Source organism: Marinimicrobium sp. LS-A18 (assembly GCF_000463525.1).
GTDB lineage: Bacteria > Pseudomonadota > Gammaproteobacteria > Pseudomonadales > Cellvibrionaceae > Marinimicrobium > Marinimicrobium koreense.
Window position 1 is genome coordinate 77972 of sequence record NZ_AWEP01000006.1, and the last position, 20487, is coordinate 98458.

A 20487-nucleotide genomic window follows, 5' to 3' on the forward strand; every position below is an offset into this window, starting at 1 on the left:
AAATGGGAGAGGGGACCAGACGGTGGATGACGGGGCTTCGCCCCTTATCCACCCTACGGCTTTGGGTAACGGCGGATGCGCGCTTCGCGCTTATCCGCCCTACGCGAACTGCCGTGCCACCCGTAGGGCGGATAAGCGCGAAGCGCGCATCCGCCGCGACCAAACCGACCCCACAGCCATGCGTAGGGGCTGAGCGCAGCGATTAGACTGCGCACCCGCCGTTACCTGACCCTGAATCAGGTCGCCCAGGCCCGGTCGCCTTCCTCGTACGGCATGCAGCCATCGTAACGGCCCGGGATGGCGATGTAGCGCAGCACCTGGGTGGCCCCCACCTGGGAGGTAAAGAAACCAAACAGGGTCAGCTGCTTCATCATGGTGAAGTAGTGCGGCGGTGTGGTGCCGGCGGCGGCCACCGCTTTCGCCTCGGCATCCAGCGCCCGGATGAACTCGGTGCGCTGCTCGCCACTCAGGTTCATGAAGTCGCGGCCGTACTGCTCGTTGGCCGCGGCGTTCAATTGATCCATGCCGCTGTGGAAGATCGCCTGCTCGGCCTCGGTATAGCAGTCCCGGACAAACACGGTCATGAACTGGCCCACTTCGGCGTCTTTGGCCCCTGGGGTGTTGGTGCGTGGCAGGATGGTTTCCGCCACTTCATCGAGCAGGAACACGTCCTGTTCGGTGAAGCTCAGGCTCGGGGCCGCCTCCTCTTTGGAGGCGCAACCGGCGATGACCCCGGTACTGCCGATCATGGCGGTGCCGGTGGCGGCGGTGATCAGTTTGAGGAGTTCACGTCGATTCATCACAGATTCCCCTTCTTCAGTTCATTCACCGCGTGGTCCACAGCACGGGCGGTCAGTGCCATATAGGTCAGGGACGGGTTTACGCAGGAGGCGGAGGTCATGCAGGCGCCGTCGGTGACGTAGACGTTGGGCGCGTCCCATACCTGGTTGTGGGCATTCAGCACCGAGGTTTTGGGGTCCCGGCCCATACGGGCGGTGCCCATTTCGTGGATGCCCATGCCCGGAGCGTAACCCCAGTCGCCGCCCTGAACATTCTTCACACCCGCGGCTTCGAGCATATCCACCGCGTCCTGAATCATGTCCTTGCGCATTTTCTTTTCGTTGTCCTTGATCTCGACGTTCATCGCCAGCACCGGCAGACCCCAGGCGTCGGTGACGCTGTGGTTCAGGGAGATGCGATTGTCGTGATAGGGCAGAGTTTCCCCAAAACCGATCATGCCGATGTTCCAGGCGCCCGGTTCGCTGAGTGCCTGCTTGAGATCGGCGCCGACCTCAAACTCGGCGATGTTGCGATCCCAGTTCTGGCGACTGGCGGAGCCCTGGTAACCAAAGCCGCGTACATAATCACGCTGATCACCGCCCACGTTGCGAAAACGCGGGACATAAAAACCGGCGGGACGACGGCCGTAATAGTATTTGTCGTCAAAACCTTCCACTTGGCCGCTGGCGCCGGCCCGGAAATGGTGGTCCATGACGTTGTGGCCCAGCTCCCCGGAGCTGCTGCCCAGACCGCCATCCCAGACATCCCGGGCGGAGTTCATCAGAATCCAGGTGGAGTTGAAGGCCGAGGCGTTCAGGAACACCACGTCGGCGGTATACTCGTAGGTCTGGTTGTTTTCGGTGTCGATCACCTCCACGCCCTTGGCCCGCTTTTTGTCCTTGTCGTAGATGATTTCTTTCACCAACGAGAAGGGCCGCAGGGTCAGGTTGCCGGTTTTCATGGCCGCCGGCAGGGTGGAGGACTGGGTGCTGAAGTAGGCGCCGAAGGGACAGCCCAGCCAGCACTTGTTGCGGTACTGGCAGTTGACCCGGCCCTGCTCGGGCTTGGGTTCAGTGATATTGGCCACCCGGCTGTGGATCATGTGCCGCTTGCCGCCGAACGCCTTTTCGATACGCGCCGCCACGTCTTTTTCCACGCAGTTGAGCGGGATGGGGGGCAGGAACTGACCATCGGGGAGGATATCCAGGCCTTCCCGGGTCCCGGCGATGCCGGCGAATTTTTCGACGTAGTCGTACCAGGGGGCGATGTCGTTGTAACGGATCGGCCAGTCGATGGCGATTCCTTCTTTGGCATTGGCTTCAAAGTCCGCCGGCGCCAGGCGGTAACTCTGACGGCCCCACAGCAGGGAGCGACCGCCCACGTGGTAACCGCGGAACCAGTCGAAGCGCTTTTCTTCAATGTAGGGGTTTTTCTGCTCGTCGGCCCACATCCCGAAGGTGGACTCATTGAGCGGGTAGTCCCGGCTGAGGACCGGGTAGTTTTCGATCATTTCCTGGGTGGGCTTGTTCCGGTGCGGATAGTCCCAGACTTCCTTGGTGGCGTTCTTGTAGTCCTTGACGTGTTCGATATTGCGACCGCGCTCCAGCAGGAGCACTTTCAGGCCTTTTTCGGTCAGCTCTTTGGCGGCCCAGCCGCCGCTGATGCCGGAGCCGACCACAATTGCGTCGTAGTGGTTGTCTGCCATAGTTACATCTCTGTCTCGTTATATTATTGACCCGGCGGATCAAGCATCGCTAATACGAATTGCCGATCTGAGCGATTCGATGTCTTTTCATAAATCCCACCTGGGGAAGGCCGTCAGGCTTGTATGACGAACCCCGGCATAGCCTACCCTGCGCCCGTGCAAATTTCCACGGGCCTCACGGTTCTTAACACAAGCGCTTACAGATCCAACAGCGCCCTGTTGAGCCGCCGCTCCAGCTGAGCCTTGATATCCAGGTAGTGACTGAGCTGAAGCCCCAATTGCGGCGCCAACAGGTCCCGGCACTGGCTGAGGTCCAGGTCGGTGATATAGCAGGGATAGCGCTCTTTGGCACGACGCATGGACAGGATATAGCGCGCCACTTCGGTGAACAGCTCGTCTCCATAGTCCAGGGCCGAGAACTCCCGGTCGTTGCAGTACACGGTGTACAGGATATCGCCGTCCGGAGCCGGCTCGGCAATCACCTGAATATTGGTGAAGGTCAACCGGCTGAGGTCTCCGGCGCTGGCACGTTCCTCCAGGTAGCCGCGACCCTGATCCACCCGGCCACACAGCTCAAACAGCCGAACCGGGGGCGTCGCGTCTCCTCCCTGATCGGCGCTGGCGCTCTGACGGGCCACGACGGAACGCAGGAAATGATGGAGGGGACGCAGAAGCGTCGTGTGGCTGAAAAACGAGAGCCGGATCACCAGCAGAGACCCCAGCTCATCAATCAAGGTCACTTCGGCCTCCTCTTCCTGCACCTGATAAAACAGATAGACCCCCGGCTCGCGAGCCTGGTCGGCCATCAGTTTCAGAGGACGATTTTTCAGGGCGTGCCGATCGACCACGATGGGGCTGTATTCCAGTTGCGCATTGGTCAGCTTGTCGATCAGGGCATCGTAGCTGCCATAACGGGTGACGTGGGGTTGTTGCTGGAGGAACTGGATCAGCACATAGCCTTCGGCGGTTTCCAGCACATAGCGGCTACTGGCGGGACGGGTGCCGGAGTAATAACAGCCGACCAGGTCCTGCCAGAGCTCCTCCAGACGCTGTACCACCAGGTTACCCTGGGCTCCCAGGCAGCGGATGGTCACCTCCGGCGGGGCCAGCCCCCGTCCCGGAGGCGCCAGACGCAGGTAATACTGGAGGCCGTTGATCAGTGCATCGTCGTCATAGTGACGGCACAGCACTTCGCGCCAACTGTTGATCTGGACCAGATCCAGGGTCAGCACCAGATTGTCGCGCAGGCCACTGAAGTCCAGGGCATCGCGCTGGGCGCTGAGCATCTGCAGGCCCCGCTCGTGAAGATTGGCCTGGGGTTCAACCCCCAGGTTGAACAGTAACAGCAGGCGTTCCGCCCGGGCCGCCCGCTGAAAAGGCTCATGGGCCCGGGTCACCAACGGCAAAGGCAGCCAATGATGCAGCCATTGCCAGAGCTGCTGGCGCTGAGGGGCGGTCAGGCTGACCCGCTCGCCCTGCACATCAAACCAGGCACCGGCGCCGAGCACGCCGTTGCCATAGGTCCACAGCAGCAACTCCCCCAGATAGCGCGCGCGCTTGAGGGGCGGGCCGTCCGGTTGGCCATCCCGGCTGCGAAACACGGCCCAGAAGCGCGGCCCTTCGGGGCTCGTGTCCGGCTCTTCCACAAAAATCAACGCCGGTTCGGCGATGTCCTGAGAGATATCGGGGTTGAGCCATTCCACCTTGCCCGCCTTGCGTTCAAACGCCGCGTGCAGTTTGCGCCCCAGCACCATCAGCTCGTCATCGCTGATCCGGGTCTCGGTGGACGCCTTACTGACCGCGTTGATCAGCCGGTAGCTGGCACTGAGCTCTGCCACCAATTGGCGTCGTTCCTCCATCACATCCGGTACTTTCCAGTGCCGACGCTGATCCAGCCGCTGCAGCTCGGTGTGGCTCCACCCCCACTCCGCCACCAGTTGCTCGAGTTGCTCCCGCTGCCAGGACTTGCGCCCGCTGCGGGGCGGGCGGGTCAGCGGTTTGTCCACTTTGAAGTACAGGCACCGGCGGGCCAGGTTGAGGCGGTCTCCCGGGTCACCAGAGTCGATCAGGTACTGCTCCAGACGCCGGTAGATCATCACATAGGCGTCGAGGCGATCCGGGTGTGGCGCCTGTTGATACATCGCCTCTTTGAAGGTCAGCGCCAACGGGCGGCGATCCTGACCCTGCAGATAGGCCTCCAGCAGCATCAGCTTCAAGACCGATTTGTGGGGCGACTCAATGCCTTTATAGAGGTGCCAGATGCCCGCACCCACGAATTCATCGGTGGGGATGTCCGGCAGGCCGCCAAAGTCGATCACCTCGGCGGCGCGCAGGAACCGCTGCCCGAGCAGGGTTTGAGTGTAGGCGGCGTAGTCGCGCTCACAGCTACTGGGCACAAACCACCACAGAGGTAGCTTGCCTCCCAACCAGAGGGCGGTGCGGTAGAACTCATCCAGCAGGAGAAACCTCTGGGCGGAGCCACTGCCTTCCGCTGAAAGCTGGCCCAGTTGGCCAGTCCGGAACTGGTCGGGCTCCATCAGAAAAAAATGCACTTCCAGGCGCACCTGCTGTTCCGCCCAGAGAGACAGCTGGCGGCACTTGCGCCGGAGCTGATCGCGCGCCTCGCGCTCCAGGCCCGCTCGATGACACACCCAGACATCCAGGTCACTGCCTTCGCTCTGGGCGATGGTGCCGACGCTGCCCATGACAAACAGCGCATCGATGTCACAGACGCGGGCGCTGACGTCGCGCTGATAGTGGAAGCTACGGGCCAACCCCCGGGCGCGGCGGATCTGATCCCGATCGGGTTCGTAACCGCTGAGGCCGGCGGGGGTGGTGCCGGAGACGTATCCGGGCAACATGGGGTGGTTGACGTGAAACAGCAGCGGCAATAGAACCACCAGGTCCTGCTGACGGTCGCTCAGGCCCTCGAGCATGCGCCGATGGCGCACCCGGTTGAGATCGAGAAAACGCTGTTTGAGCCGCTTGAGCTGTTTCCGGTCGAGCCCGCCATCACTATGATCGAGTTCAATGATGTCTGAGCGTAGGCCCATTACTTTCCCTGGGGTGTGGTTGCCGCCTGAACCACCTCGAACAGGGTCTGGTAGAGCAGGGCCGGTTTGATGGGTTTGGTGATGTAGTCGTTCATGCCCTCAGCCAGGCAGCGCTCGCGGTCGCCCCGTAGTGCCTGAGCGGTCAGGGCCACGATGGGAATGTCCGGGCGCTGGTCGCCGGCGCGAATCTGCCGGGTCGCCTCATAGCCGTCCATTTCGGGCATTTCCAAGTCCATCAATATGACATCGAAATGATCCACATTCCGGTAAAACTGATCCAGAGCCTCGCGGCCTGTAGCGGCCAGTGTCACCTCGGCGCCGCGCTTGCGCAGAATGCCCTGGGCCACCTGCTGATTCACCTTATTGTCCTCCGCGAGCAGGACATTCAGCCCGGCCAGGGATACCTCCGCGCCGGGCGTGGTGGTGGCCTGGGCGTTCAGATGGCCGCTGAACAGTTGACTGAGCGCGTCAAACAGCCGCGATTCGCTGACGGGCTTGTTCAGGAACCCATCCACCAGTTCGGCATTCTGCTCGCCGTCGAAAATCTCATCGCGATGGTAAGACGAAATCAACAGAACCTGAGGTGTATGGGCCAGTGCCGAATCCGACTTAAGTGCTTCGGTCGCCTCCAGGCCGTTCACCACCGGCATCTGATAATCCATCAGTACCAGGTCGTAGGGTCGGCCGGCCCGCTCGGCTGTGCGCAACTGGTGAATCGCCTCCTCGGCGGACGCTGCGCAGTCGGCATTAAGCTGCATATTGTGCAGGGTACGCGCAATGATCTCCCGCGCCAGGGCATTATCATCGACGATCAGGGCACGAAGATGCTCAAACTGGTTCGGGCGCTCCGTCAGCGTCCGGGCTCCGATCTGGCTGTGTTCAAACCGGGCGGTAAAGCTGATCCGGCAGCCCCGGCCGGGCTCGGTCTGGATTTCCAGTTCGCCGTGCATGAGCTTGATCAGGTGATAGCAGATGGTCAATCCGGTGCTGGTCGCCACCCCCACTTGCCGGGGGAAGTCACCCCGGGCCATGGCGTCGAAACTGGCCTCCAGTGCCGCGACCTGCTCCGGGCTCATTCCCACCCCGAAATCGGTGATGCAGAATTTCAGCTCGACGCCTTCCGAAGTGGCGTTGATCTGACGCACGCTCAGCAGCACCTGATCGCTGGTGGAATACTGCATGGCGTTATTGACCAGATGACTCAGTATCTGGCTCAGGCGGGCGGTATCGCCCCGGAGAAAGCGGGGCACCTCCGGGTGAAGGTCATAGGTGATGTCCACCTGCCGGTGGATGGCGCTGACCTCGAACAACCGGGCGAGCTTTTCAAACACCTGCTCCAGATCGAAGTGAGCGGATTCGAGGACGATTTTGCCGGTCTCGATTTTGGAGAAGTCGAGCACCTGGTTGATGATATGAAGCAGGGAGTCCGCCGCCGCGCCCATGCTGTCCAGATAGCTGCGCTGTTGGTCGTCCAGCGGGGTGTCGCCCAACAGGTGCCCCAGGCCGATGATGGCGTTCATGGGCGTGCGGATTTCGTGGCTCATTCGGGCCAGAAATTCACTTTTGGTGCGGTTGGCCAGGTCGGCCTGGGTTTTGGCGGCAATCAGGGCATCCTGGGCGCTGGACAACCGATCCGATGCCTGCGCCTCGGAAAGCGCACCGGCAGGCTCTGAAGAAGCCACTCGGGCTTTCAGCTCTGCCAGTTCCTTCTCCAGCGCGCGGATGCGCTGTTGCACAGAGGGATCATGTGTCGCCATTACCAAGGCACCGCTGGCCATTTATCGGATAGGGCGGCGCCAGAGCCGGCTTGCTTCAGACGGCTCGAAGCGCATACAAGGTATATACTTCGAGAGCCGTCAGCGGTCTGCTTTCGCCCGGAGGGCCCGCCCAGACTGTGCTGAGAACGGACTACAGCCCCTAAGGCTAGTGCATTTTTGGCGCGATGCCAAAGGAAAAATCAATGTCCGGTTATAACCACTCAAAGAGGCCCGTCTTGCCCGATATCCGACCCACTCAGGGAAAATGGCTCAGTTTACTGCTCGGGACCACCGGCGTGCTGCTGGTGACCCTTACTCCGGCCCCCGGCGATCTGTCCACCGAGGCCTGGCGCGCGCTGGGGCTGGCCTGGCTGATGGCCGTGTTCTGGATTGCCGAAACATTGCCTCTGGCCGCCACCGCGCTGCTGCCGATTGTGCTCGGCCCACTGCTCGGTCTGGTCGAGCCCGGTGCGGTAACTCGCGATTATGCCCACCCGCTGATCTTCCTGTTTCTCGGCGGGTTTGTATTGGGCCTGGCCATGGAGCGCTGGCGCCTGCACGAGCGGATGGCGCTGCGGATTCTGTCCACCATGGGCGGCACGCCGGCCCGGGAGTTGGCGGGCTTCATGTTGGCCACGGCGTTTCTGAGTATGTGGGTCAGCAATACGGCCACCGCGATCATGATGTTGCCCATTGCACTCTCGGTCATTCAGGTGAAAGGGGTCGATGATGCCCGTTCAGGCAACCCCTACGCCGTGGCCCTGCTGCTTGCCGTTGCCTATTCCGCCAGTATCGGCGGCATTGCCACTCTGATCGGCACCCCGCCAAACGCTCTGCTGGCCGCCTATCTGTCCGAACAGCATGGTATCGAACTGGGATTTGGCGAGTGGATGATCATCGGCTTGCCGGTCAGCCTGACCATGCTGACGGCGGCCTGGCTGTGGCTGGCCCACGTGGTGGCCCGCGGACGGACCGCCGGCACCGGCGACGCCCCATCTCACAGAACCGATCACGGCCTGTTCCGGCAGCGCCTCGCCGAGCTGGGGCCCATGACCCGGATGGAAAAGCGGGTCACCTGGGTGTTCATCCTGACAGCGGCGGCCTGGATTTTTCAGCCCCTGCTGGCCGGGTTATTACCCGCCGGCGCGCTCACCGACACCAGCATCGCCATTGCCTGTGCCATTGTACTGCACGCACTTCCCGCCGGTGATGGAAACGGCTCACGCCTGATGGACTGGGAATCCAGCCAGAAACTGCCCTGGGGGGTATTGCTGCTGTTTGGTGGCGGGCTGGCACTGGCCGGTATCATCCAGGATTCCGGGCTCGCCCAAGCCATTGCCTCGGGCCTGGAAACGCTGGACCGCTGGCCCACCGCGGTCATCGTTCTGGCGGTGACGGCAACCATCATCTTTCTGACCGAAATCACCAGCAATACCGCGACAACGGCCGCCTTTCTCCCCCTGCTTGGCGCGCTGGCCATTGCCCTCGGCCTGCCGGTGGAGGCGCTGGTGGTGCCCACCGCCATTGCCGCGAGCTGTGCCTTCATGTTGCCGGTGGCCACCCCACCGAATGCCATCGTCTTTGGCTCCAACCAGCTATCGATCAAACAAATGGCCTCCGCCGGGCTGGCGCTCAACCTGATCGGTACCGCGCTGGTGGCGGCCCTCGGAACGGCGTTGATTCACTGGCGGTTGTTCCACTAGCGCTCACTGGTTAGTTGGGCCCAAAAGGGATATAGTCGTGCCGACCGGATGATAATAATCAGCCCACTGTGAATCCAAACCTGTTGCCGCTCGCGTCCCAACCCAGAGCACAACGGGTGTGCCAACCGCCGGCTTTCCGTAGCGGTCGGCCACACGGTCTCAGTCTGGGCTATCAAGCCAGGAAGCCAATTTGCGGACAGCGTCATGATCAAACTCGATAATATTCATAAATACTACGCCACCGGCGACCAGCGCCTGCATGTGCTCAAGGGCATTAACCTGCACATTCGCGAGGGCGAGCTGGTGTCGATTATGGGCTCCTCGGGCTCGGGCAAATCCACCCTGCTGAATATTCTGGGGATTCTCGATACCCACGATGAGGGCGACTACTTTCTCGCCGGGCGGGAAATTCGCCACCTGAAACAGAAAACCGCCGCGCAAATGCGCAACCAGTTGCTCGGCTTCATTTTTCAGTCATTCAATCTGTTGCCCTTCAAAAACGCCCTGGAGAATGTGGCCCTGCCACTGTACTACCAGAACGTCGGGCGCAAGGAGCGCAACCGGACCGCCGCCCGCTACCTGGAGATGGTGGGGCTGAGTGATCGCGCCCTGCACATGCCCAACGAACTCTCCGGCGGCCAGAAGCAGCGCGTGGCCATTGCCCGGGCGTTGGTGACCCAGCCCAAAGTCATTCTCGCCGATGAGCCCACCGGCGCCCTGGACAGTAAGACGACCGAGGACATCATGGCGCTGATCAAGGAAGTGCACAGTCTGGGCAACACCATCGTGATCGTCACCCATGAACAGGATGTCGCCAACCAGACCGAGCGGCAGATTGTGCTCAAAGACGGCCAGATTATTTCCGCCGCCGACCTGCACAGATCGGCCCTCGAACACGCCTGAGCGCCGAGGCCAGACATGGACGGATTACAGGAAATTCTCTACACCCTGCGCCAGAACAAACTGCGCACCGCGCTCACCGCCTTCGGCGTGTTCTGGGGTATTTTCATGCTGATTCTGCTACTCGGCGCCGGCCGGGGCATGCAGAACGGCGTGTACGACAGCTTCGGCACCGACGTGCGCGATTTTGTGGTGATCTGGTCCGGGGCAACCTCGGTGGCCCATCAGGGCATGTCGGTGGGTCGGCGCATTCAGCTCACCACCGCTGATCTGTCGGCCATCAAACGGCAGGTTCCCGGCGTCGGGTTTATCGCGTCGGAGAACCGCATCAATAACGCCAGCATTCGCGCGGGCAACAAAACCGGCAGTTTTTCCCTGCACGGTATTCCCGATGACTTTTTCCGCATCAAAGGCGTGGAGCCGTTCGACTTCGGACGCGAACTGAACCGTCTGGACCAGGCCCAGCTGCGTAAATCCTGTCTGCTCGGGCGCACCGTGGTCGAACGATTGTTTGGCCCCGGAACGGACCCGGTCGGCCAGGAAGTCACGGTCAACAACGTGGTCCTGACGGTGGTGGGTGTGTTCTACGACCGGAACAACCGCGGCCAGGATTCAGAGCGCATCTACATCGCCGATACCACCTATCGCACCGTCTTCGGGGGCGGCGACAACATTCAGACCCTGTGGCTTCGGCCGGCACCCGGCTACGACGGAGTTCAGGTGGAACAACAGGTGATTGAGCTGCTGAAGCAGCGTCATCAGGTGGCGGAGGAGGATCGCCGGGCAATCCAGTCCTTCAACATGGCCGGCCCCGCGAAAATGGTCAACGGGCTTTTCCTGGCGATCAATGCCTTCATCTGGTTTGTCGGCTTGGGCACGCTCACCGCCGGTATTGTGGGTGTGAGCAACATCATGATCATTACGGTAAAAGAGCGCACCCGGGAAATCGGCATTCGCAAAGCCCTGGGCGCAACGCCGTTCAACATTGTGAAGACGCTGCTGCTGGAATCCATTCTGGTCACCAGTATCGCCGGCTATGCCGGGCTGGTCTTGGGCGTGGGGCTGATCGAACTGATGGCCTTCGGTCTGCGCTCGGTGGGTGCCAACCTGCCGTTCTTTCAGAACCCGGAAGTCAACTTCCAGGCGGCGATCACCGCCATCGTATTGCTGGTGATTGTGGGTGCCCTGGCGGGTCTGGTGCCGGCGCTGAAAGCGGCCCGGATCATGCCCATTGAAGCCATGCGCGCGGAGTAGCCACCAGTGATTATTGATACCCAAAAGTGGCAGGAAATTTTCATCACCCTGCGCCAGCACAAACTGCGCACCGGGCTCACCGCCTTCGGGGTGTTCTGGGGCATTTTTATGCTGACCGTGCTGCTCGGCGCGGGCAAGGGACTCGAGAACGGCGTGATGGAAGGTTTTCGCGGCGTACCCAATGCGGTGTGGATCTGGTCTCAGGGACGCACCCAAGTACCCTACCAAGGCATGCCCATTGGCCGCCAGATCATACTGCGACCCGATGATCTTCCGGCGATTCGCGACAATATTCCCACCGTCGATCGTCTCTACCCCCAGAACAGTGTGGGCATCTGGGGCGGTTCACCAGCCTACACCGTGTACGAACAGAACAGTGGCAGTTTTTCTGTGCAGGGCGCCATGGCCGGAATGGCCGGAATCTATCGGCAGCGGGTTGTGGAAGGGCGCTATCTGAACACGCTCGACGACCGGGAACGGCGCAAAGTGGTGATCATCGGCCAACGGGTTAAGGACCAGCTATTCGCGCCGGGCGAGGCGGCCGTCGGACAGTATCTGACCATCGATGGCATCAGCTTTCAGGTAGTGGGCGTGTACGCCAGTACCTCGACCGAGCCCGACAGCAGTGAGGAAGAACGCATCTACATGCCCAACGATACGCTGCGCCAGACCTTCAACCAGACCGCCTGGATCGGCAGCATGGTGGTAATCCCCAAGCCGGGCGTTCACGCCGCCGACGTCGAGCAGCAGGTCAAATCATTTTTGCACGAACGCAAGCAGGTGGCGCCCGATGATGTCGGCGTGTTGGGCAGCTTCAACCTGCAGACCGAGTTCGACAAGATCAACGGGCTGTTCACCGGCATTCAGGTATTCAGTTGGTTTGTGGCCATCGGCACCATCATGGCCGGCGCTCTGGGTGTGGGCAACATCATGTTGATCGTGGTTCGGGAGCGCACCCGAGAAATCGGGTTGCGCAAGGCGCTGGGCGCAACACCTACGTCCATCGTGGCCATGATCGTGCAGGAGTCCATCTTCATTACCGCCGTGGCCGGCTACACCGGTCTGGTGGCGGGCGTCCTGCTGCTGGAGGGCGTCAATGCCCTGCTCGCGGCCAGCGGCGGCCGGGCCGGCATGTTCAGCAACCCGGAAGTGGATTTCACCACAGCGCTGATGGCCTTGGCCGTGTTGATTGTTTCCGGGGTCATTGCGGCGTTGCTACCCGCCGCCAAAGCGGCCAGCGTCAATCCGATCGCGGCCCTTCAGGACGAATAATTTTCACGTTTGCTTCACTACGAGATCGTTACCATGAAAAAGGTATTCACAGTTCTTCTGCTCGGGTTTATCGCACTGATCTTTATCAGCACGGCGGTATTTCTGTACAACAAATCCCAGGCCAAACCGGTGACCTACGAAACGGACGCGCCTGCGATCATGGACATTGTCCAGAAAACCGTGGCCACCGGCCGGGTGGTTCCCCGCAAGGAGGTCAACGTGACCTCCCAGGTGTCCGGCGTGGTGGACACCGTGTATGTCACCGCCGGACAGACGGTCCGCAAGGGCGACCTGATTTCGCGCATCACCCTGGCTCCCAGTATGGTGATGCTGAACAACGCCGAGTCCCAACTCGACTCCGCACGGATCAGCCTGGCCAACGCTGAAGAGGAGTTGGACCGACAGAGCAAGTTGTTTGAAAGCGGGCTGATTCCCGCCTCGGAATTCAGCCGGTTCCAGTTGGACTACGAGCTCAAGCGCGAAGCGGTTCGCTCGGCAGAAAATCACCTGCTGCTGATCAGCGAGGGCGCCACCAGCGATTCCGATCTGGTGTCCAACGTGATCCGCGCACCGGTCGATGGCATGATCCTGGATATTCCCAATAAGGAAGGTGCGTTTATCGTTGAATCCAGCACCTACGGAGCGGGTACACCGGTCGCCGTGATGGCCGACATGAGCGATATGATTTTCGAGGGCAAGGTGGACGAAGCGGAAGTCGGTAAAATCGAAGAGGGCATGTCACTGATTCTGCATGTGGGCGCGCTACAGGACGAGACCTTCGATGCGACCCTGGAGCACATTGCTCCCAAAGGCGAAGAAGATCAGGGCACCATCAAATTCGAAATCCGCGCCGCCGTGACCCTGGAAGACCAGGTGTTTCTACGGGCCAATTACAGTGCCAATGCGGATATTGTTCTGGCCGAACGCAAAGACGTGTTGGCCATCAATGAAGGCAACCTGATCATTGAGGGCGATGAGTATTTTGTCGAAGTCGAAACCGCCGATCAGGTGTTCGAAAAACGCCCCGTCGAGGTGGGGTTATCCAACGGCATCCACATTGAGGTCGTTGAAGGTTTGACTCAGGACGAGAAGATCAAGAAACAGTCCTGATCCACGGAAAGGCAGCGACTGTCGGGTTACGCTTCGCTAACCCGACCTATGGGAACGGTGGCGCGGGCTGATATTTGTCGGGTTACGCCTTCGGCTAACCCGACCTACTGGAACGTGCCGTGGAATCTTCGGGTTGGAGTAGGTCGGGTTAGCGAAGCGTAACCCGACAGCGCACGGAGACAGCAACGGCGTTAGTAGCTAAAAACGCCAAAAGCGTCATTGTACAACGTCCCACCCAAAACTCACTCCTTTCCCACTCCCCTAAAATCCGGCACAACGCCGCCCCAGTCTTCAGGATATTCCCCTCGCTCTACAAACCGATGGAAACTTGAATGCGGCCAGTCCCGCACCCGCCTCACCAATCCATGTTTAACCGGATTAAAATGTATGTAATCTCTATGCCTCTGCCAATCCCGTTCGTCTCTCAGAAAGTGCTCCCAAAAACGTGGCTGCCAGAACGGTCCCTTCAAACCAAAGGTCTCCCGAAGTGTTCGACTTAGTCCCGACTTTATCAGACGCCAACGGATTGAAAAATCACTGTCATTCTCAGGTAGAACCCAGATACAGTGTAGATGATCCGGTAGTACGACCATTGAGTCGAGAACAAACGGGTATTGGATTTTGACCTGTCGAACACGCTGTCTGAGTAGGCCAACAACACTGGGATGATCAAATAGAGGGCGTCGTCTTGCGGTAACGACGGTGAAGAAATAGGCAGCGCCGGGGTGATAATAACGTCGGTATTGCATAAACCCTCCGTGGTTTACGAGTTGGTGTTGGTGGTTGCTTCGGGTTACGCTTCGCTAACCCGACCTACGGAAGCGTGCCGTGGAATCTTCGGGTTCGAGTAGGTCGGGTTAGCGAAGCGTAACCCGACAAAGTGCTCCATCACTTTTGCAGGAGGGTGGTTCGCGCTCGCTGGACCGCGGCGCGCACCTGATCCGGGGCGGTGCCGCCGATGTGGTTGCGGGCCGCCACGGAGCCTTCCAGAGTCAGCACGTCAAACACGTCCTGCTCGATGGTATCGGAGAACTGCTGCAGTTCTTCCAGCGTCATTTCCGACAGATCCTTGCCGGTTTTCAGGCCGTAGGCCACGGACTTGCCCACCACTTCGTGCGCGTCACGGAACGGAGTACCCTTGCGCACCAGGTAGTCCGCCAGGTCGGTGGCGGTGGAGAAACCGCGCTTGGCCGCCTCATACATATTGTCTTTACGCGACTCGATGGCCGGAATCATATCGGCGAACGCACGCAGGCAATCGCGGACGGTGTCGACGGCGTCGAACAGCGGTTCTTTGTCTTCCTGGTTGTCCTTGTTGTAGGCCAGGGGCTGAGACTTCATCAACGTCAACAGGCTGATCAGATGACCATTCACCCGGCCGGTTTTACCGCGCACCAGTTCGGGTACGTCGGGGTTTTTCTTCTGCGGCATGATGGAAGAGCCGGTGCAGAAGCGATCGGGCAGATCGATAAAACCGAACTGGGCCGAGGTCCACAACACCAGCTCTTCACTGGCGCGGGACAGGTGGGTCATCAGGATGCTGGCGAAACTGCAGAACTCAATGGCGAAGTCCCGGTCGCTGACCGAGTCCAGGGAGTTTTCCGTGGGCTTGTCAAAACCCAGCAGCTCGGCGGTCATGGCCCGGTCGATGGGGTAGGTGGTACCGGCCAGCGCGGCGGCGCCCAGGGGCGACTGGTTCAGGCGGGCCCGGCAGTCGCGCAGACGGCCGTGATCGCGCTGGAGCATTTCGAACCAGGCCAGCAGGTGATGGCCAAAAGTGACCGGCTGGGCGGTCTGCAGGTGGGTGAAGCCGGGCATGATGGTGTCGGCTTCGCGCTCGGCCAGATCCAGCAGGCCGGTCTGCAGACGGCTCAGCTCGCCACTGATGACATCGATGGCATCGCGCAGGTAGAGACGAATGTCGGTGGCCACCTGATCGTTGCGCGAGCGGCCGGTGTGCAGCTTTTTGCCGGCAATGCCAATGCGCTTGGTCAGGGCCGCCTCGATGTTCATATGCACATCTTCCAGGCTCACGGACCACTCAAATTTCCCCGCTTCGATATCGGCGCGTACACCTTCGAGGCCTTTAATAATCAGGTCCCGCTCGGCTTCGGTCAGCACCCCGACCTTGGCGAGCATGGTGGCATGGGCGATGGAGCCCTTGATGTCCTGAGCGTAGAGGCGATAATCAAAACCGACGGAGGCGGTAAAACGCTCCACAAAGGCATCGGTGGGCTCGGAGAAGCGACCGCCCCAGGACTGGTTGGTCGACTCGGTGTTTTGATCACTCTGGCTCATGAAGACACTCGCTGTAATTGGACGTAGATAATAATTGGTTCACAAATCGGGCGCGTAAATCGCCTCAGGGTGCGCAAAACGCGTAGGATAGCGGCACGAAAGGCGCACAGTATAACGTAATCGAGGCCTACTTTGACGGATCACCCAACAGCCAGACCCGCCCCCGGCGAGAGCACAAGCTTCCTGCCCAACCTGTGTGCACCCCAGGCGGTGCTGCTGCTGGTGTTGGTGGCGGAGCTGCTGGCGGTGTTGCTGGCCATGATCAACCGGGGCTTGGCCCAGCTCAGTTGGGATTCCATCGCCCTGTACTCGTTTCTGGTGCAGTGGATCGTGCTGGTCAGCGCCGTTCTGCTGTGCCGCCTGCAGCCGCGCCTGAACCGCTGCTCCCCGGTGCGGGCCGGCGCTCTCAGCTACGGGCTGGTGTTGGCCGTGACGGTCATTTTCTCCCTGCTCGGGCAGTGGCTCTTGCAGGCCTTTCTGGGCGCCGAGCTTCGGCTCGACGGCTGGCAACTGGCGGAGAATCTGCTGGCCGCCGCCATTCTGGCGGGCATCGGCTTGCGTTACCTGTATCTGCAGCAGCAGCTGCGGAACCAACAGCAGGCCGAGCTGAGCGCCCGGATTCAGGCCCTGCAATCGCGCATTCGCCCTCATTTTCTGTTCAACAGCCTCAACAGCATCGCCAGTCTGATTGCCACGGCGCCGGACCGGGCCGAACGGGCGGTAGAGGATCTGGCCGGGCTGTTTCGCGCCAGCCTGGCCGAACCGGCCCTGATCCCCCTGAAGCGGGAGTTGGCGCTGTGCCGGGGCTATCTGGCCATGGAGCAACTGCGCCTGGGAGACCGGTTGCGGGTGGATTGGCACTTGGACGAGCTGCCAGAGAGCACGCCCATTCCCGCCCTGTTGCTACAACCGCTATTGGAAAACGCCGTTTTCCACGGCATCGAGCCGCGCCCGGAGGGGGGCGACATCCAGATCCAGATCGCCCGCTCCGGCAACCAGGTGGCGATCCGCATCGATAACCCGCTGCCCGCCGACCGCCACCCGGAGCAGGCCCGACAGACCAACCGCATGGCCCTGGATAATGTCCGCCACCGCCTGCAGGCGCACTTTGGACCGGCGGCGCGCTTGTCCGAGCGCCGCGAAGGCGGTAGGTTTACCCTGATCATCACTTACCCGACGGAGTGACCCATGGATGTCCTGATTGTCGACGATGAACCTCTGGCCCGCGAGCGACTGGCTCGCATGGTCGACCAGTTGGACGGCTATTCCGTGGTGGCCCAGGCCGGCGACAGCGCCTCGGCTTTGACCGCCATTGCCCACCACGACCCGGATGTGGTCCTGCTGGATGTCCGCATGCCGGGTGACGACGGCGTCACCGCCGCCCACCGGATCGGCGAGCTCGAGGACCCACCGGCGGTCATCTTCTGCACCGCCTTCGACGAGTATGCCCTGGATGCCTTCGGAACCCAGGCCGTGGGCTATCTGCTTAAACCCGTGCGCGCCGAACAGCTACTGGAAGTACTGGAAAAAGCCCGCACGCCCAACAAGCTCCAGAGGCGGGCCCAGCAGGGCCGTCACCCGGCAGGTAAAGAACGCAGTCATATCAGCGCCAAAACACCCCGCGGCGTCGAGCTGATTCCGCTCGATAGCGTGCGCTATTTTATGGCCGACCAGAAGTACGTCACCGTCTATCACGACAGGGGCGAACACCTGCTGGACGACACCTTGAAAGAGCTGGAAGAGGCTTTCGGCGATCGCTTTCTGCGCACCCACCGCAGCGTGCTGGTGTCGGTCAATCACATCCAGGCCATGGAGCGGGACAATGAGGGACATTATCAGGTGCGTCTGGCGGATACCGACCACCGGCCGCCGGTGAGCCGGCGACATGCCAGTGCGCTGAAGGAGTTACTACAGAAGATATGAGGCGCCTCGTTCTGAACGCAAAGCCTTCACCGGGCGCGCCAACAATAAGAAGCTACTATTATTACTACGCCTTATGGAATCACCACCGCCAAATCACTATCACATGACCCAGTAAGCTACAACGGCAAGCGCACTTAACACTGTGTGAATTGCGGTAAAAATCAGAAGCCCTACCAACAGCGTGAACAGAATACCGACGTAACGTCCTGATCCTGTGTCAATCACGGGTTGAATGGTTGCACGGTTGATCAGGATCAACAGAAACAGCGCTGCTATCGTGAACAAACTGGCGCCAATAATCTTAAGCAATGGCGAACTGATTGGCGCCACGAAAACAGAACCACCATAAATAAAAATTAGAGTTATCAGCCACTTGTAACGGAATGCAAACAGTGAGAGCTTTCTGAAAATCACTATGAGGAGATCAAAAAAACCACTATCACTCCTTGGTGTCGATCCAACTTCCGTAACACGTCGGTTCGATCGAACAACTGCAAGAACGAACCACGCAACCCAGGAAACCAATAGGGCCGCTATCAACCACCACTGCTTTTCCGAGCGAGATACCGTTTTATCTAAGGCGATCCCTAATAGCGGTAGAACCCAAACAGTAATAATCGTAGACGTGATGTATATATCTCTAATGTCAAATGAACTCATAGCGACTTCCGTTTACAAGCATCAATCAATTGTTATTTTTTAGATCTTCCATAATCGACTTTGCCCGCTGCATCTTGGTAAAAAGTGACGGTATTGTATTGTCAAAATCATCCATTCCCAGATCCCTACGCTGTAGCTCCATAGATTGGTACCACTCTTCAGATTGTTGGGAAATTTTTCTCGGTCTTCATCGGTAAGATCAAGCTCCAATCGCTCCATATGGCGCTGGATACTGGCTTCACGAAAATATCCACCTAAACGCACTCGATTTAAGCCGCGCCGAGTGGCCAGATCGGTCCATGCCAGTGCTTCCTGCAAGTGTTTCCTGGCGCGGTTATCGTCTTTTGTATCTATCATACGATTAGTCGCATTGTAGGCCAGAAGATCCAATGCGTACACAGAGCCATTAATGGCAGCCTTACGCAACAATCTTTCTGCTTGATCAAATTCACGCTGATCAATCAGTCGCTCACCCAGTTTCTGCTGCGCATACATATCACCGTTTTCAGCCATCGCCTGCAACGTTTTGTTGTCATAGTGTTTGTAACCGGAAGACTCTGGACTGAGGCCTCTCTCCTGCGACCAAGCTCGTGCCTCTATTATCTCTTTTTGAGAAACTCCTATGGCTTCTACAATTTCATTCATTGTGGCAGAGTCAGATAGGTTTGCGAGACGGCCTCGCATATCGTTCTCGGCAGAGGATTCTGCTGGCTCTTCCAGCTCGCTGGCAACAGATTCGTCTTCGTCCTCGATCTGGTCATGTAGTTGAGCCCGGCTTGCTTGGGTATCTTTGTGGTCATTTTGATTTGAAATTACTGTCTGATCCCTATCAGACATGACCGAGGGGTACCAGAAGTACCAGGCTGCTAAACCGGTGAATATCAATATGAAAGACCATAGCAGTTTGCGCATTACATCTCCTTGAGTTAGGGAATTATTATGTACTACTGTAGCTCATCAGACACCCACTTGACCCAAGGTTCAGGGGCAGCAGATGAGCTAATTAGAATTCCGCTTCGAAAGCGCGCCTGAACACGAAACGGATTGTCGGCATAGCTGTTATCGATTAGTAGTGTTTGATCCACGATAGGAATGACGTTTACCAACTGTTGCAACGAACGCTCAATTCTAGGGGCTATCTTTTCCGCTGGCACCGAATGACCACCTTCGTGAACTCGCTGCTCGATGCGCATCCGATTCAGTTCGGGAGAAACCAGGTGAATTGCGTAGATTTCGACGGCATATCCGGCGCGTTTTGCCTCACGGATAAAGTCGAGTTTAGAGGGGTGTGAAAACACGGTTTCAAAGCAAAACGACCGCTTTTGCGCCAGTGCCAAGTGGCGGCTGCGCTCGACCAATCGCATCGCCTCGTAACTATGCACTTCCGGATCATCAGGCCAGAGTTCACGCGCCAGGACATCGGCATTGAGAAAGGGAATCTGACGGTGTGCCAGGTACTTCTGATAGAACGTGGACTTACCGGCGCCGTTACCACCGACCAGCAGAATGACCGTTGGTCGGGGCGTACTGTCCGATAGTGAGGTGGTCATAAGCCGGACACGACCCGCTTGCCCTCCGCACTGTAAGCGACCAGCTTGGAGGGATCGTCCGGATCAACGCCGTAGCGCACCGGTGCCTCACTGACCCGGCCAGGCAAGCGGCCGGACTGTCGGTCTGATTCAAGCTCTTCCAGAATGCTGTCCATTGACAGGTCCTTGGGCTGGCTCTCTTCCAATCTCAGGGTGACCAAGCCCTGCATCAGGGCCAAACGCTGATCCGACGTCATCATGCGGGAGATAAGTTGTCCGAGTGACGCCCAGTACTCAATTTGACGAGGTACAGAACGATGCTCCAACGCTGCCTCCTGCTCCGCTTTGCGCATCAACTCCGGGTTCAACCGAATGGGTTTTTGCTGAGCCATCGAAAACCTCACAAGCCTCGTTCGAGCATAATTAAAGGAGCCTCTATTGTAGCGCTACGCACTATAATGAGCAAATTGCTACACCACATCAGCCCCTGTTCAGGAGAGGCTATCCTTTCGCCTTTGCATCCCCCCTGGTCTGGTATCATCC

At 59.4% G+C, this 20487-nt stretch carries 17 protein-coding genes; 7 read left to right on the forward strand and 10 right to left on the reverse strand.

Annotation, left to right across the window (positions count from 1 at the left end; all coding sequences use genetic code 11):
* Positions 1 to 236: 236 nt before the first annotated feature.
* The 4 genes from N645_RS0111760 to N645_RS0111775 form a co-directional block, all read right to left on the reverse strand.
* The gene (locus tag N645_RS0111760) at positions 237 to 800 is read right to left on the reverse strand and encodes a gluconate 2-dehydrogenase subunit 3 family protein (protein WP_024461712.1); all 564 of its coding nucleotides are present in this window, start codon (positions 798 to 800) and stop codon (positions 237 to 239) included.
* Complete coding sequence (locus N645_RS0111765; protein WP_024461713.1) at positions 800 to 2485, reverse strand: GMC oxidoreductase; 1686 nt, start codon at positions 2483 to 2485, stop codon at positions 800 to 802. Before N645_RS0111765 ends, N645_RS0111760 begins: the two co-directional genes overlap by 1 nt.
* Positions 2486 to 2682: 197 nt before the next feature.
* A complete protein-coding gene (locus N645_RS0111770) occupies positions 2683 to 5538 on the reverse strand; it encodes a class I adenylate cyclase (protein WP_024461714.1) in 2856 nt (951 codons plus the stop codon).
* Positions 5538 to 7295 carry a response regulator gene (locus tag N645_RS0111775; protein ID WP_193744977.1) on the reverse strand — a complete coding sequence of 586 codons (1758 nt, stop codon included), beginning with the start codon at positions 7293 to 7295 and terminating at the stop codon, positions 5538 to 5540. The genes N645_RS0111770 and N645_RS0111775 overlap by 1 nt, the downstream gene beginning before the upstream one ends.
* 236 nt (positions 7296 to 7531) lie before the next feature.
* On the opposite strand from N645_RS0111775, the gene N645_RS0111780 reads away from it, so the two are divergent.
* From N645_RS0111780 to N645_RS0111800, 5 genes are all read left to right on the forward strand, one after another.
* A complete protein-coding gene (locus N645_RS0111780; protein WP_238559247.1) occupies positions 7532 to 8998 on the forward strand; it encodes a DASS family sodium-coupled anion symporter in 1467 nt (488 codons plus the stop codon).
* Positions 8999 to 9202: 204 nt separating this feature from the next.
* A complete protein-coding gene (locus tag N645_RS0111785) occupies positions 9203 to 9901 on the forward strand; it encodes an ABC transporter ATP-binding protein (protein WP_024461717.1) in 699 nt (232 codons plus the stop codon).
* 15 nt (positions 9902 to 9916) lie between these two features.
* Positions 9917 to 11152, forward strand: coding sequence for an ABC transporter permease (locus N645_RS0111790; protein WP_024461718.1), 1236 nt, complete (start codon positions 9917 to 9919; stop codon positions 11150 to 11152).
* A gap of 6 nt (positions 11153 to 11158) precedes the next feature.
* Entirely contained in the window at positions 11159 to 12424 is a 1266-nt protein-coding gene (locus N645_RS0111795) for an ABC transporter permease (RefSeq protein WP_024461719.1), read from the forward strand.
* Positions 12425 to 12457: 33 nt separating this feature from the next.
* Positions 12458 to 13534 carry an efflux RND transporter periplasmic adaptor subunit gene (locus N645_RS0111800; RefSeq protein WP_024461720.1) on the forward strand — a complete coding sequence of 359 codons (1077 nt, stop codon included), beginning with the start codon at positions 12458 to 12460 and terminating at the stop codon, positions 13532 to 13534.
* Between the two features lie 242 nt (positions 13535 to 13776).
* On the opposite strand, the gene N645_RS17825 is transcribed toward N645_RS0111800, so the two are convergent.
* Positions 13777 to 14283, reverse strand: a complete 507-nt coding sequence (locus tag N645_RS17825; RefSeq protein ID WP_081666094.1) for a transposase — start codon at positions 14281 to 14283, stop codon at positions 13777 to 13779.
* A gap of 139 nt (positions 14284 to 14422) precedes the next feature.
* Positions 14423 to 15832, reverse strand: a complete 1410-nt coding sequence (gene argH, locus N645_RS0111805; RefSeq protein ID WP_024461721.1) for an argininosuccinate lyase — start codon at positions 15830 to 15832, stop codon at positions 14423 to 14425.
* Between the two features lie 132 nt (positions 15833 to 15964).
* Between argH and N645_RS0111810 the strand changes: the two genes are divergently transcribed.
* Together N645_RS0111810 and N645_RS0111815 are read left to right on the forward strand one after the other, a co-directional pair.
* Positions 15965 to 17017, forward strand: coding sequence for a sensor histidine kinase (locus N645_RS0111810; RefSeq protein WP_036161311.1), 1053 nt, complete (start codon positions 15965 to 15967; stop codon positions 17015 to 17017).
* A gap of 3 nt (positions 17018 to 17020) precedes the next feature.
* Positions 17021 to 17755, forward strand: a complete 735-nt coding sequence (locus N645_RS0111815) for a LytTR family DNA-binding domain-containing protein (protein ID WP_024461723.1) — start codon at positions 17021 to 17023, stop codon at positions 17753 to 17755.
* Positions 17756 to 17854: 99 nt separating this feature from the next.
* Here the strand turns inward: N645_RS0111815 and N645_RS0111820 are convergent, their stop codons facing one another.
* From N645_RS0111820 to N645_RS0111835, 4 genes are read right to left on the reverse strand one after another with little or no spacing between them, the layout of a single operon-like run.
* Positions 17855 to 18415 carry a hypothetical protein gene (locus tag N645_RS0111820; protein WP_024461724.1) on the reverse strand — a complete coding sequence of 187 codons (561 nt, stop codon included), beginning with the start codon at positions 18413 to 18415 and terminating at the stop codon, positions 17855 to 17857.
* Between the two features lie 39 nt (positions 18416 to 18454).
* Entirely contained in the window at positions 18455 to 19327 is an 873-nt protein-coding gene (locus N645_RS0111825; protein ID WP_024461725.1) for a hypothetical protein, read from the reverse strand.
* A gap of 32 nt (positions 19328 to 19359) precedes the next feature.
* Complete coding sequence (locus tag N645_RS0111830) at positions 19360 to 19965, reverse strand: zeta toxin family protein (RefSeq protein WP_051174457.1); 606 nt, start codon at positions 19963 to 19965, stop codon at positions 19360 to 19362.
* Positions 19962 to 20336: a hypothetical protein gene (locus N645_RS0111835; protein ID WP_024461727.1), complete on the reverse strand. Its 375-nt coding sequence runs from the start codon at positions 20334 to 20336 to the stop codon at positions 19962 to 19964. The genes N645_RS0111830 and N645_RS0111835 overlap by 4 nt, the downstream gene beginning before the upstream one ends.
* Between the last annotated feature and the right edge of the window lie 151 nt (positions 20337 to 20487).

Coding starts and splice junctions, on each gene's coding strand:
- N645_RS0111760 (WP_024461712.1), bottom strand. CDS start 800: ATGAATCGACGTGAACTCCTCAAACTGATCACCGCCGCCACCGGCACC.
- N645_RS0111765 (WP_024461713.1), bottom strand. CDS start 2,485: ATGGCAGACAACCACTACGACGCAATTGTGGTCGGCTCCGGCATCAGC.
- N645_RS0111770 (WP_024461714.1), bottom strand. CDS start 5,538: ATGGGCCTACGCTCAGACATCATTGAACTCGATCATAGTGATGGCGGG.
- N645_RS0111775 (WP_193744977.1), bottom strand. CDS start 7,295: ATGGCGACACATGATCCCTCTGTGCAACAGCGCATCCGCGCGCTGGAG.
- N645_RS0111785 (WP_024461717.1), top strand. CDS start 9,203: ATGATCAAACTCGATAATATTCATAAATACTACGCCACCGGCGACCAG.
- N645_RS0111790 (WP_024461718.1), top strand. CDS start 9,917: ATGGACGGATTACAGGAAATTCTCTACACCCTGCGCCAGAACAAACTG.
- N645_RS0111800 (WP_024461720.1), top strand. CDS start 12,458: ATGAAAAAGGTATTCACAGTTCTTCTGCTCGGGTTTATCGCACTGATC.
- N645_RS17825 (WP_081666094.1), bottom strand. CDS start 14,283: ATGCAATACCGACGTTATTATCACCCCGGCGCTGCCTATTTCTTCACC.
- argH (WP_024461721.1), bottom strand. CDS start 15,832: ATGAGCCAGAGTGATCAAAACACCGAGTCGACCAACCAGTCCTGGGGC.
- N645_RS0111815 (WP_024461723.1), top strand. CDS start 17,021: ATGGATGTCCTGATTGTCGACGATGAACCTCTGGCCCGCGAGCGACTG.
- N645_RS0111820 (WP_024461724.1), bottom strand. CDS start 18,415: ATGAGTTCATTTGACATTAGAGATATATACATCACGTCTACGATTATT.
- N645_RS0111825 (WP_024461725.1), bottom strand. CDS start 19,327: ATGCGCAAACTGCTATGGTCTTTCATATTGATATTCACCGGTTTAGCA.
- N645_RS0111830 (WP_051174457.1), bottom strand. CDS start 19,965: ATGACCACCTCACTATCGGACAGTACGCCCCGACCAACGGTCATTCTG.
- N645_RS0111835 (WP_024461727.1), bottom strand. CDS start 20,336: ATGGCTCAGCAAAAACCCATTCGGTTGAACCCGGAGTTGATGCGCAAA.